Consider the following 11,730-nt stretch of genomic DNA (forward strand, 5'->3'; position numbering starts at 1 on the left):
AGGCGTTTTCGGCCTTTCGCGCTAGGCACACCCGCCTGACCTGCATCGATACCTCACCGCACCCCCAAGAACCCCGCTCAACTGTGGAACGCAGGGTTCCTGCTGCCATTCCTCGCGGCGAACCCCGATACCCAAGTCCCTTGACTGGCGACCGCCTATGCCCCGGGCCCAGCACTTGTCTGCCTACGACACGCTGACCGCCGGCACCCTCTATGCCGCGCGGTCCTCGCGGCGATGCATGCTGCAGGCATCGTGCACCGAGAAGGTGCAGCGACCGGAGGTCGCGTTCGCCCCAGTAACGGGGTGATCAGTGAGAACCTGGTGGAAGTCGGCCACCCCGGCCGGTGCGATGTGTATCCCCATGATGACGATCATGGTCACAGATCAGCGCTGCCAGGTGGACGACTTCAAACAAGATCCCTTCATTCCTCCGGCTTCACAGGTCCCGGCCTCTTTCAGAAGCGCTGGTCAGGGGCATGCGAGATCTGTATCACCAGCAGACGAAGAACCTGCTGGCACCGCTCAGTCGCCTCTGCAGCCCCCTTCGAGAAGCGCCCGACGGCAATCGCGCAGTCTTGTCGTCTCCCTGCAACGTCACACGAAGAGGGCCTCGCGCCTCGACCCAGGCGAGACCGCACCCAGTCTCAAAGTCAGCATCAGGTCAGCAAACGTCCTGCCCCCCAACACACACAGACAGCCACACCGTGGAATCGCCCCTCACCCGAAACCACTCCCGACACCCGCTTTGCCGCGCTCGCGCCAGCGATCCAAAAGCGGGAAGCAGCGCCCGACCGCCTCCCGCTCGTCAACCGCGTGACTTCAGGCATTCCCGCAGGCCAACGGACCCTGCCCCGCGGCTCCATCGGAACCGGAGGAAGCTCGGGGGCCGGCAGCGGATCCCCTGCGTGCTTTTCCGCGGGTCAGCGGCGTTCCAGCGCTCTGAGGGGCAGCAAACTGTCAGCATCGGTCGTGAAGGGTCAGCAAGGCGTGGCTTCCAGTTCGTTGGTTCGTGGGGTGGGTTCGTTTTTCAAGGACTGTGAGCATCCCCGCTCGCGGTGGTCGAAGTGCCCCCACCCTCACAAGATCCGGTGCCGGTCGGCAGCAGAGAGGCAGCTGGAGGAGTCCGGGTTTGCCACGCAGGACAACGCCATCGGGTGTTTGACCGAGACCTGCAACGCGAAGAAGACGGCGCCGCGCGGTCAGGCAAAGGCGGAGCGGATCGCGAGGTACGGAGCGATACGGTTCGAGGAGTACGCCGCCGAGTGGAAGGCCGGCCAGCGGGACCTGGGGCCGGCGTCCGTAGCGCACCTGGGGTCGCTGCTGGCGATCCACCTGCTGCCGCTGCTGGGCAGTCGGCGGATGAACACCTTCGACCACAAGGTCGTCGAGGACTTCATCCAGGCCATGGAGTGCAACGGCGTCGGCCCGGCCGCCCAGGCGAACGCCTTCGTCAAGCTCAAGGCGGCCTGCTGGACGCGCATCGGCTGGGCCTGTTCGACGACAACCCGGTCTCCGGCATCAAGCCGCCGCAGTACAACCCCAAGCGTGTGGTGATCCTCTCTCCCGCGCAGCCACGGCAGATACGCCGCGTGCGACGACAGCTTCCTGCTGGTCGCCGACCTGATGAGCAGATGCGGCATGCGCAACGGTGAGGCGTTCCCGGTCAACCTCAACAACATCGCCGCCGACGACGTCTACCGCATTACCGAGCAGGTCAACCGCACGGGGAGTTGAGCAATCATGCTTGCCCTCCGTCGACGACCGCACCAGCGCGGGGATCCGACGACACGTGATGCCGTGCCCGGGAGCCGGGACGCCACGGCCTTCGCCTGCTGCACGCTGCGCACCGAGACACAGGCGGCGGCCCACGCCCGAGCGTTCACCCGGGCACAGCCGGCCGAATGGGAGCTCGGCGGGGAGGTGGCGGAAGCGGCAGGCGTGGTGGTATCGGAGCTCTTCACTAATGCCGTCCGGCACAGCGGCTCACACCAGGCGGCCCTGCGGCTCGCCCGCTGCCCGTCACACCTGTGGATCGAGGTCTGCGACACGGGTGTGTGGCGAGCACCGGCCGGAACCGAGGACAACGGCGTTGTCGAGGGCGGACGGTTGTTTCCGGCTGGTGGAGGCACTGTCGGACCGCTTCGGGGACCACGGCACATCCGCCGGTACGCGCGTCTGGGCACCGATACACCGAGAGCCGTCGACCGGCCTGCAGGACCAGCAGGAAACGGACCTCACCGCTGTCACGGTCTCGTCCGGCCCGGCGTGCGCACCACCATGCCGGCACCCCCACCCGCGGCAGCACGGCGACCGGCGACATGCAACCGGTCGCCGTCGCCAACCCCATGTCCCCCAGTCCGCGGAGCTGACTTCCGGCGGCACCGATCCGCTCGGCCTTTTCTCTGCGGGCGTGTAGACATCACCGACTCTGAATGGAACGCTCCCTACAGACGCGGACCTGTTCTCCCGCTCCGCCGGTTCACCTTGCGCTCTTCGGTCGGCGTCGCCGCTCCAGCGCAACCCCGCCACGTTCTCCGCACGAGCCGCGCATTGCGCACCAGCACGCAAGCCTCGCAGCAGCCGAGTCCTGGTACGCCCACATGCCTTGCCAAGAGGGGTTCACCCATGAAGGTCAGTGCCATCCCGGCGGCGCTCGCCGCCGTCCTCCTTGCCAGTGCGGCTCATCCCGCCACCAGTGCCGCCGCTCCCGGGGCCGCCGGCCCCACGGAGTTCACCGTGGACACCACCTCCGACGCGGTGGACGCCGACCCGTCGGACGGCCGGTGCCGCACCGCGTCGGGCACGTGCAGCCTGCGCGCCGCCGTCATGGCCGCCAACGCCCGGCCGGGCAGTACGATCACGCTGCCTCCCGGCCGCTACCGGCTCACGATCCCGCCCGACCCGCGACTGATCACCGGCGACCATCCCGACCCGACCACCGGCGACCTGAACGTCGACGCCCCCACCACGATCCAGGGCAGCGGCGCGCGGAGCACCGTCATCGACGCGGACCGCCTGGACCGGGTCTTCCGCCTGCGGGCGGACACCCACATGTCCGATGTGACGATCACCGGGGGACGGGCCGTGCAGCGCGAACTGCCCTTCACCGACACCGGTGGCGGCGGCATCGCCAACGGACGGCACCTGACGCTGCGTCGGGTGGCCGTGACCGGGAACTCCGCCGGCTATGGCGGCGGCATCTTCAACGTCCCGGACTCCCACCTGGATCTCATGGAGAGCACGGTCAGCGGAAACGCAGCGGGAGAGGCCGGGGGCATCAGATTCGACGACAGCGGCACCGTGACGAACTCGACGATCGCCGACAACCGGGTGACGGACCCCGGCGACCGCCCCGGCAGCCTCGGCGGCTACGGCGGCGGCATCGACGTCCGCGGCCTGGGAACCGTGCGGATCCTCAACTCCACCATCACCCGGAACAGTTCGACCGATGGCGGGGGCGGGATCAACATCGCCCCTGCCTACCTCGACAGCCTGCCCTCACCGATCCCCGACATCATCGATCTGCCCCTGGGGCGCATGACGCTGCGCAACTCGATCATCGCGGACAACACCGTCGACGGCGCGCCCGCCGACTGTAAGAAGGCCTTCGCCACCATCGCGTCGCAGGGCAACAACCTCGACGGCGACGGCAGTTGCCGCCTCAGCGCGGCCGGCGATCTGCCCAGCCGCGCCCCGCTGATCGGACCGCTCGCGGACAACGGCGGCCCCACCGACACCGTCGCGCTGCTGCCCGGCAGCCCCGCCCTGGACGCGGCCGACGGCTGCCCGGCCACCGATCAGCGCGGCGTCGCCCGCCCCCAGGGCGCCACCTGCGACATCGGCGCCTACGAGCGAACGCCATGACCCCCCTACCCCCACACAGGCACCTGGAGTGATGGATGAGAGCCCCGAGTCTGCGCCACGCCATGGCCCGCGCCGCAGCCGCCGTCGCGGCCCTGCTGCTGTCACTGACCGTTCCCCCGCCCACTGCCCACGCCGCTTCCGGCTCCGACTCCCTGGTCGTGCGCACCGACCGGGGCTGGGCGCGGGGCGCGGCCGTCCACGACGGCGGGCGGGTCTTCCAGGGGATCCCGTTCGCCGCCCCGCCGACCGGTGAGCTCCGCTGGCGTCCGCCGCGACCCGCGCCGCGGTGGTCCGGCGTACGGGACGCCACCGAACCGGCCCGTCCCTGCCCCCAGTTACCGCTGACGCTGCTCCCCGACGGCGGCCCCGTCCTGCCCGGCGAGTCCAACCGCACCGGCAGCACCACGGAGGACTGCCTGTACCTCAACGTCTGGACACCCGCCCGCACCAACGGCCGCCCCCTCCCTGTGCTGGTGTGGCTGCACGGCGGAGGCAACGTCTACGGCGCGGGCAGCGACTACGACGGCGCAGCGCTTGCCGCACGGGGCGTGGTCGTGGTGACCGTCAACTACCGCCTCGGAGCACTGGGGTTCCTCGCCCACCCCGCCCTGTCGGCCGAGGGCGCGGACCGCCCCTCGGGTGACTACGGCCTGATGGACCAGCAGGCCGCGCTGCGCTGGGTGCGGCGCAACATCGGTGCCTTCGGCGGGGACCGGAACCGGGTGACGCTGGGGGGTCAGTCCGCCGGATCGGCGGACACCTGCCTCCACATCGCCTCGCCGACCGCGAAAGGCCTGTTCCACCGGGCGATCCAGCAGAGCGGAAGCTGCGCCGCGGGCGGCGGTCTGACACCGCTCACGCTCGACGCGGCGGAGCGGAAGGGAAGCGAGTTCGCGGCCTCGGTCGGCTGCACGGACCCGACGACCGCGGCGGCCTGTCTGCGCACCGTGCCCGCCACCGAGCTCATCCGCGCCGTCGGTACCGGGGCCTCGTCCTTGTGGAGTCCGAACACCGGGCCGCGCGTCCTGCCGCGACCACCGCACGAGGCATGGGCCGAGGGACGAGTGAACGCGGTCCCGACGCTGAGCGGCAGCACCCACGACGAATACCGCTACTTCACCGCACTGTACGTGGATCTGCTCGGCGGCGGCCCCCTGACCCCCGCGTCGTACGCCGCCCTGATCCAGCTCCAGCACGGCAACCGTGCGGCCGCGGTCCTCGACACCTACCCCGCCTCGGCGTATCCCTCCCCCAACCTGGCGTACTCCGCCGTCGGCACGGACCAGCGGTTCGCCTGCCCCGCACGGGCCGACAGCCGGCTGTACGGCAACCGGGCGCCCGTCTACTCCTACGAGTTCCACGACCCGCAGGCACCGCCGTTCATCCCGGCACCGCACACGCCACAGGGTGCCTTCCACGCCTCCGAACTGGCCTATCTCTTCCCCATGGACGCGGTACCGCCCCTGACGCCCGCCCAGCGGCGGCTGTCCGCCACGATGACCGCCTACTGGGCCCGCTTCGCGGCCACCGGCGACCCCAACGCGCCCGGGACTCCGCCCTGGCCGCGTTACACGGCCGACGAGGACCGCATCCAGGTGCTGACGCCGGACCGGGTAGGACCCACCACCGGGTTCGCGGCCGATCACCACTGCGCGTTCTGGCAGCCCTCCCCCGGCCCCCGAGGAGCCGAGCGATGACATCGGCCTTCGCCCTGGTCCGGGACGGGCGTCGGACCCTGCGGCAGGGCCCGGACGCCCTGGCGCAACGGCGGCGGGAACGGCTGGCCTCGATGGTCGACTTCGCCCGCGCCCACTCCCCGTACTACCGCGAGCTGTACCGGACTCTGCCCGAACGCGTCGAGGACACCGCCCTGTTGCCGGTCACGCACAAACAGGACCTGATGGCGCGCTTCGACGACTGGGTCACGGATCCCGACGTGACCATCGACCGGGTACAGGCCTTCGTCGCGGATCGCCGACGGGTCGGCGAACGCTTCCTGGGCAGATACCTGGTCACCACCACGTCCGGGACCACTGGCCACCGCGGCCTGTTCCTGCTCGACGACCACGCGGCGGCGGTGGTCAGGGCCCTGTCGCTGCGGGCCGCCCGGCGGTCCCTCACTCCCTCGGTGACGGCCCGGCTGCTCGCTCGCCGCATGCGGTCGGCGCACATCGTGGCCACCAGCGGTCATCTGGCCGCGTACGCCGTCATCGCCCGCTCCCGCGCGGCCGGTCGGCTGTCCACCCGGGGCAGCCGGGTGCTGTCGGCGCACAGCCCGCTGCCCGAGCTGGTGGACCAGCTCAATCGGTACCGACCGGTGTTCCTGGCCGGCTACGCCACTGTGATCGCACTGCTCGCCGGCGAGCAGCTGGCCGGCCGGCTGTGCATCGCCCCGGCCGTGGTGTCTCTGCTGGCCGAGGGCGTCAGTGACCGCGACCACCGGAGGATCCGCTCCGCTTTCGGGGCACGCCTGGTCGACACCTACGGCTGCAACGAGAGCCTCGCCCTGGCCTATGGCTGCGGGTTCGGATGGCTCCACGTCCACAGCGACTGGCTGATCCTGGAGCCTGTCGACTCGGACCTACGCCCCACCCCGCCGGGCCGGGAGTCCTTCACCGTGCTCCTGACCAGCTTGTGCCGGTGGGCGCAACCGATCCTGCGCTACGACCTCGGCGACAGTGTGCTGCTGCGCCCGGACGCGTGTCCGTGCGGAGATCCGCTCCCCGCGATCAAGGTCCGCGGCCGCGCGGCCGACCTGCTGTCCTTCCCGCGTCGGGACGGCGGCAGCGTCCGTATCGTGCCCATGGCCTTCGAAACCCTCCTGGAGAGCATCCCGGACATCGACTTGTTCCAGATCGTCCAGACGGCGCCCAGCTGTGTCCGGGTGCGGATACGGTCCGCCGCCGGAGCCGATCGGGACCGGCTGTGGGCGGCGGTGCGAAAGGAGATGATCGCCCTGCTCAGCGCCTACGGCGCGGGCCAGGTGCGCGTCGAACGCGCCGACGAGCCACCCGAGCAGTCTCCGGGCGGCAAGTACCGGGTCGTCATTCCCTGGTCGTGACGCCGCGCGACGGGGCGTCCTCGCCTGGGACGCCCCGCACCGGAACGCCGTGGTGGGCCGCCAGCGCCAGCAGCGCCACGCGCAGTGGTCCGGTCTCCAGGACGGTATCCGGCTCGAACCACCGGGCCACGGCGGTCCCGCTCGCCATCCTCAGCGTGAAGCGCGCCAACTCGTCCGCCACTTCAGGGCGGTCCCGCAAGGCGAAGACGGAGCTGACCGCATCCCGGGCCCAGGCGACCAGCGCGTCGCGGTAGTGACGTACCTCGGCCACGGCCGCCGCACTGGCATCCTGCTGCACCATGCCCAGCCCCAACAGCAGCTTCACACCGTGCGGGTGACGCCGGAACGCGTCCTCGACCTGCGCGAGAAAGGTGTCCAGACGCTGCGCGACGTCGGCGCCCGGCACCTCTCCCGGGGGCAGGGCCGCCAGCAGCGCGGTCCTGGCTCGCTCCAGCACCGCGACGTAGATCCCGTCCTTGCTGCCGAAGTGCCAGTAGATCGAGCTGACCGGCAGTCCGCATGCGGAGGAGATCATCGAGATGGAGGTGGCGGCGTAGCCGTGACGCGACATCAGTTCGCCGGCAGTGTCCAGTATCGCGTCACGGGAGCGCGCGCCACGGTCCAGGGCCGGTGCCTCCGTCATAGGGCCGACTCTAGAGGAAGCACAGGCCGACGGAACCAGCGCGCGGGGTATGTACGGCGCAGGGACGGGGGCGGTCCTCCGGGGAACCGAACTCCTTGCGGGTGTTCACCGGCTCGCCGAAGAGCTGCCGCCGCTCGCCCTTGAACCGCATGAGCTGCATCGTCTCGAGCGGAAAGGCGTCGTCTGGCCCGGTGGAGAGCGTGACACCGGGAAGCAGCATGTCCCAGCCGTAGGCGTTGAACTGGATCAGGTTGTCTCCTCGGGGTGCAGGCGCCCCAGTAGCTCGTAGAGACTGCGGCGGCCCTCCTCGTCCAGACGTGCAAAGGCCGCCGAGGTGGCCCGCATGTCGGCGCGGATGAGGCGGACTGCCTCCCTTCCCTCTTCGGTGACGACCACGTTCTTGATCCGCCGGTCGGCCGCGTCGGCGTGTCGGGAGACCAGTCCACGCGCCTCCAGCCGGTCGACGAGTCCGGTGATGTTGGAGGCGTCGCAGGCGAGCCGTCCTGCGAGGGCGCGCATGGGCAGCGGTTGCTGCCGAAGCAGGATGAGCATTTTGGCCTGCGTCATGGTGAGCCCGTGCACTGCGGCCGCCGCTGTCAGGTCCCGGTAGTAACCGGCAGCGGCGCGCGCCAGGCGCTCCATGAGCGCGTCGTGGGCAGGGTCGCTGTCCTGCGCGGCGGAGCGGTCGGCGGGCGGGGCGGGGGTGTGGGCCATGCCTCAAGTGTAGGCGAAGCTCAACGTTTGACTTCCTCAACCTTTGAGGTCTACCGTCTCCACCATTGCTTGGATGCATCAAGCATCTAATTCTCGACCAGTACACCGCCGGGTTCCCGCCAGAACGCCCCGCCCCGCACCGGAGAAACCACCCGTGTCACAACCCCTTGCTCCGCCGCACGGCCGACGCCGAGCCGAGACCGCGGTCGTCCTTGCCCTGAGCCTCGCCGCGATGATCGTGTCGATGATGCAGACACTGGTGGTGCCGATCCTCGGCCTGATCCAGAGCAGCCTTGGAGCCAGCTCCGCCGAGGTCAGCTGGGTCACCACCGCGACCCTGCTCTCGGCAGCCGTCTTCACCCCGCTGCTCGGCCGCTTCGGCGACCAGCACGGCAAGAAGCCGACCCTCATCGGCGTACTGGCGGTGATGATCGTCGGCTCGGTCCTGGCCGCCACGACCGACTCGCTGCTCTGGCTGATCGTCGGCCGCGTGCTGCAGGGCGCCGCCACCGCGATCTTCCCGCTCGCTCTGTCGGTACTCCGCGAGGAGGTCCCCGCCCGCCGTCTGCCGGGAGCGATGGCGCTGGTCAGCGGCACCCTGGCGTTCGGCAGCGGCTTCGCACTGGTCGCCACCGGTCTGCTGACCCGCGGCGAGGACGCCGACTACCACCGCGTCTTCTGGCTGGCCACCGGCCTCGCAGCGGTCACCCTGCTCGCCGTCGTCCTGCTCGTGCCGGCGAGCCGCACCAAGACCGGCGGACGCACCGACATACTCGGCGCCCTCACCCTCGGCCTCTTCCTGGTTCTCCTGCTGCTGCCGATCTCCCAGGGCCACGAGTGGGGCTGGACCTCCGCCCGTACGCTGGGCAGCTTCGCCGGAGCGGTCGTCATGGCCGGGGTCTGGAGCTTCACCGAGAGCCGGGTCCACGAACCCATGGTCGACATGAGGATGTTCCTCCACCGACCGGTGCTCTTCAGCAACCTCGCGGGCCTCTTCGTGGGATTCGGGATGTTCGCCCAGTTCCTCGGCGTCTCCTACCTGGCGCAGGTGCCGAGGGACGTCGCAGGCTACGGCTTCAGCGCCTCCGTTCTCCGCGCCTCCGTCGAGTACCTGCTGCCCAGCACGCTCGCGTCGCTCGTCGTCTCCCAGTTCGGTGGCGTGCTGATCCGCAGGATCGGACCACGCCTCACGCTCGCCCTCAGCGCGGTGATCGGCATCATCGGCTTCACTTGGCTGGCCGCCGCACACTCCTCAACCCCTTCGGTGATCGGCGCCGGCATGGCTGTCGGCACAGCCATCAGCCTCGGGTACGCCGCGATGCCCGCCCTCATCGTCGCGGGGGTGCCACCCCACCAGACCGGCATCGCCAACGGCATCAATTCCATCTCCCGGTCCGTCGGCAGCGCGATCGGCAGCGCGCTGATCATCTCGCTGCTCGCCTCCAGAACCATCGAGAACCTTCCGGCCGGTGTGCCCCCACTGCCCGCCGAGAGCCAGTTCACCCTGAGCTTCGCCCTTGCCGGTGTCGCCTTCACCTTCGTCCTGGCCCTCTCGCTGGTCGGCCTCAAGCGGGAACAGCAGGCGCCCCGTACGGAACACCTGCCCGCGACGGAGCCGGCCGCGGCCACCACCGCTGCCTGACGAGCCCCACCGCGATCTTCACCGCTGCGCCACTGCACCGCTACGCCACTGCACCAAGGAGTCACCACCATGAAAGCCATCACCTACCGCACCTACGGCGGCCCGGAGGTCCTGGAGTACGGCGATGTGCCGAACCCGAAGCTCGGCGTGGACACCGTGCTGGTCCGGGTGAAGGCCGCGTCCGTCAACCCGGTCGACTGGAAGATCCAGGCGGGGTACTTGGACGCCGTCATGGACGCCGTCTTCCCCGTCATCCCCGGCTGGGACGTGTCGGGCATCGTCGCGGAGACCGGCGCCGGGGTCACCGAGTTCGCTCCGGGCGATGAGGTGATCGGCTACGTCCGTGAGGACTTCGTCTCCCGCGGGACCTTCGCCGAGTACATCGCCGCCCCGGTCCGTACGCTCGCCCGCAAGCCCGCCGGCCTCTCCTTCGAGGAGGCCGCCGGCCTCCCGCTGGCCGGCCTCACCGCATACCAGGCGCTGACTCGATCCCTGCGAGTGCGGTCCGGCGACACCGTCCTGGTGCACGCCGCGGCGGGTGGCGTCGGCTCGCTGGCCGTACAGATCGCCAGGTCGCTCGGCGCCCGGGTAATCGGCACCGCCAGTGAGTACAACCACGCCTACCTGCGCGGGCTGGGAGCGGAGCCGGTCGCGTACGGCGACGGCCTCACCGACCGTGTCCGCGCCCTCGCGCCGCAGGGCGTGGATGCCGTCCTCGACCTGGTCGGCGGGGACGCCCTGAAGGTCTCGCCGGGGCTGCTCGCCGAGGGCGGCCGCCTGGCCTCGGCTGTGGACGGCGCCGTGCTCGGCCTCGGCGGCGGGTACGTCTTCGTGCGACCCGACGCCAGGGACCTGGAGGCTCTCACCGAGCTCGCCGAGCGCGGGGAGCTGCGGGTGGATGTGGCCGCCGTGTTCCCCCTCGAGCAGGCCGCCGACGCCCAGCGCCTCAACCGCGAGGGCCATACCCGCGGCAAGGTCGTCATCGCCGTCGCCTGAGCCACCGCTCGCCGCCGCACCCTCGGCACCCCGCCGGACAACACCCCACCACCGCGCGCCCGCTCGCACTTCGAAGGAGACAGCTGTGACCGCAATTCTGTTCGTCGTCACCGGCACCGACCACTGGACGCTCGCCGACGGCACCCCGCATCCCACCGGCTACTGGGCCGAGGAACTCGCCACACCACACCGGCTGTTCCGCGAGGCCGGGTTCGATGTCACCATCGCCACCCCCGGCGGCGTGGCTCCGACCGTCGACGCCGTCAGCCTCGCCGCCGCGTCCACCGGCGGCAAGGAGCAGGCCGACGCCATCGCCGCGTACCTGGCTTCCATCCGCGCCGACCTGGAGAACCCGGTCAAGCTCGAGGAGGTCGACCTCGACGCGCACGCCGCCGTCCTCTACCCCGGTGGCCACGGCCCCATGGAGGACCTCGCCGTCAACGCCGACTCCGGTCTCCTGCTCACCGCGGCGCTGGACTCCGGCAAGCCGCTCGCGGTGCTGTACCACGCCCCGGCGGCCCTGCTCGCCGCCCGGCGCGGGGACGGCAGCTGGCCGTTCGCCGGTTACCGCATAACCGGCTTCACCAACACCGAGGAGACCGCGGCCGGCTTCGCCGACAAGGCCAAGTGGCTGCTCCAGGACCGCCTGGTGGAACTGGGTGCCGACTTCCAGGCCGCGGCCCCGTTCAGCGAGCACGTCGTGGCGGACCGCAATCTGCACACCGGTCAGAACCCCGCCTCCTCCGAGCAGCTCGCCCGGAACGTCATCTACGCCCTGAACCGCGGCTGATCCCCCGTCGACGCCCCTTT

At 70.6% G+C, this 11,730-nt stretch carries 10 protein-coding genes and 1 pseudogene; 8 read left to right on the plus strand and 3 right to left on the minus strand.

The window, feature by feature from the left end; all coding sequences use genetic code 11:
- The first annotated feature begins 1,158 nt into the window (after window positions 1-1,158).
- The 5 genes and pseudogenes from ACZ7NC_RS36740 (at window position 1,159) to ACZ7NC_RS36760 (ending at window position 6,925) form a co-directional block, all read left to right on the plus strand.
- Entirely contained in the window at window positions 1,159-1,554 is a 396-nt protein-coding gene (locus ACZ7NC_RS36740; protein ID WP_471495013.1) for a hypothetical protein, read from the plus strand.
- A gap of 186 nt (window positions 1,555-1,740) precedes the next feature.
- Window positions 1,741-2,085: pseudogene (locus ACZ7NC_RS36745) on the plus strand (ATP-binding protein); the annotation flags it as partial.
- A gap of 540 nt (window positions 2,086-2,625) precedes the next feature.
- On the plus strand, window positions 2,626-3,864 hold the full coding sequence (locus tag ACZ7NC_RS36750) for a choice-of-anchor Q domain-containing protein (RefSeq protein WP_471495121.1): 1,239 nt from the start codon (window positions 2,626-2,628) through the stop codon (window positions 3,862-3,864).
- Window positions 3,865-3,899: 35 nt separating this feature from the next.
- A complete protein-coding gene (locus ACZ7NC_RS36755; protein ID WP_471495014.1) occupies window positions 3,900-5,561 on the plus strand; it encodes a carboxylesterase/lipase family protein in 1,662 nt (553 codons plus the stop codon).
- On the plus strand, window positions 5,558-6,925 hold the full coding sequence (locus ACZ7NC_RS36760) for a phenylacetate--CoA ligase family protein (RefSeq protein WP_471495016.1): 1,368 nt from the start codon (window positions 5,558-5,560) through the stop codon (window positions 6,923-6,925). The genes ACZ7NC_RS36755 and ACZ7NC_RS36760 overlap by 4 nt, the downstream gene beginning before the upstream one ends.
- On the opposite strand, the gene ACZ7NC_RS36765 is transcribed toward ACZ7NC_RS36760, so the two are convergent.
- From ACZ7NC_RS36765 to ACZ7NC_RS36775, 3 genes are read right to left on the minus strand one after another with little or no spacing between them, the layout of a single operon-like run.
- Window positions 6,909-7,568: a TetR/AcrR family transcriptional regulator gene (locus ACZ7NC_RS36765; RefSeq protein ID WP_471495018.1), complete on the minus strand. Its 660-nt coding sequence runs from the start codon at window positions 7,566-7,568 to the stop codon at window positions 6,909-6,911. The genes ACZ7NC_RS36760 and ACZ7NC_RS36765 overlap by 17 nt on opposite strands.
- 10 nt (window positions 7,569-7,578) lie before the next feature.
- Window positions 7,579-7,788, minus strand: coding sequence for a hypothetical protein (locus ACZ7NC_RS36770; protein ID WP_471495020.1), 210 nt, complete (start codon window positions 7,786-7,788; stop codon window positions 7,579-7,581).
- Between the two features lie 26 nt (window positions 7,789-7,814).
- Window positions 7,815-8,282: a MarR family winged helix-turn-helix transcriptional regulator gene (locus tag ACZ7NC_RS36775; RefSeq protein ID WP_471495021.1), complete on the minus strand. Its 468-nt coding sequence runs from the start codon at window positions 8,280-8,282 to the stop codon at window positions 7,815-7,817.
- A 154-nt stretch (window positions 8,283-8,436) separates the two neighbouring features.
- Here ACZ7NC_RS36775 and ACZ7NC_RS36780 point away from each other — a divergent pair, with 154 nt between their 5' ends.
- The 3 genes from ACZ7NC_RS36780 to ACZ7NC_RS36790 all read left to right on the plus strand — a co-directional run bounded on the left by ACZ7NC_RS36780 (window position 8,437) and on the right by ACZ7NC_RS36790 (window position 11,710).
- Entirely contained in the window at window positions 8,437-9,924 is a 1,488-nt protein-coding gene (locus tag ACZ7NC_RS36780) for an MFS transporter (protein WP_471495023.1), read from the plus strand.
- A gap of 69 nt (window positions 9,925-9,993) precedes the next feature.
- Entirely contained in the window at window positions 9,994-10,920 is a 927-nt protein-coding gene (locus tag ACZ7NC_RS36785) for an NADP-dependent oxidoreductase (protein ID WP_471495025.1), read from the plus strand.
- Between the two features lie 85 nt (window positions 10,921-11,005).
- Window positions 11,006-11,710, plus strand: a complete 705-nt coding sequence (locus tag ACZ7NC_RS36790; RefSeq protein WP_471495027.1) for a type 1 glutamine amidotransferase domain-containing protein — start codon at window positions 11,006-11,008, stop codon at window positions 11,708-11,710.
- The last annotated feature ends 20 nt before the right edge of the window (window positions 11,711-11,730 follow it).

The organism is Streptomyces sp. NPDC111802 (assembly GCF_055634335.1).

Bases quoted from the DNA above. Each gene is read 5' to 3' on its own strand.
- ACZ7NC_RS36750 (WP_471495121.1), top strand. From the start codon at position 2,626: ATGAAGGTCAGTGCCATCCCGGCGGCGCTCGCCGCCGTCCTCCTTGCC.
- ACZ7NC_RS36755 (WP_471495014.1), top strand. From the start codon at position 3,900: ATGAGAGCCCCGAGTCTGCGCCACGCCATGGCCCGCGCCGCAGCCGCC.
- ACZ7NC_RS36760 (WP_471495016.1), top strand. From the start codon at position 5,558: ATGACATCGGCCTTCGCCCTGGTCCGGGACGGGCGTCGGACCCTGCGG.
- ACZ7NC_RS36765 (WP_471495018.1), bottom strand. From the start codon at position 7,568: ATGACGGAGGCACCGGCCCTGGACCGTGGCGCGCGCTCCCGTGACGCG.
- ACZ7NC_RS36770 (WP_471495020.1), bottom strand. From the start codon at position 7,788: ATGCTGCTTCCCGGTGTCACGCTCTCCACCGGGCCAGACGACGCCTTT.
- ACZ7NC_RS36775 (WP_471495021.1), bottom strand. From the start codon at position 8,282: ATGGCCCACACCCCCGCCCCGCCCGCCGACCGCTCCGCCGCGCAGGAC.
- ACZ7NC_RS36785 (WP_471495025.1), top strand. From the start codon at position 9,994: ATGAAAGCCATCACCTACCGCACCTACGGCGGCCCGGAGGTCCTGGAG.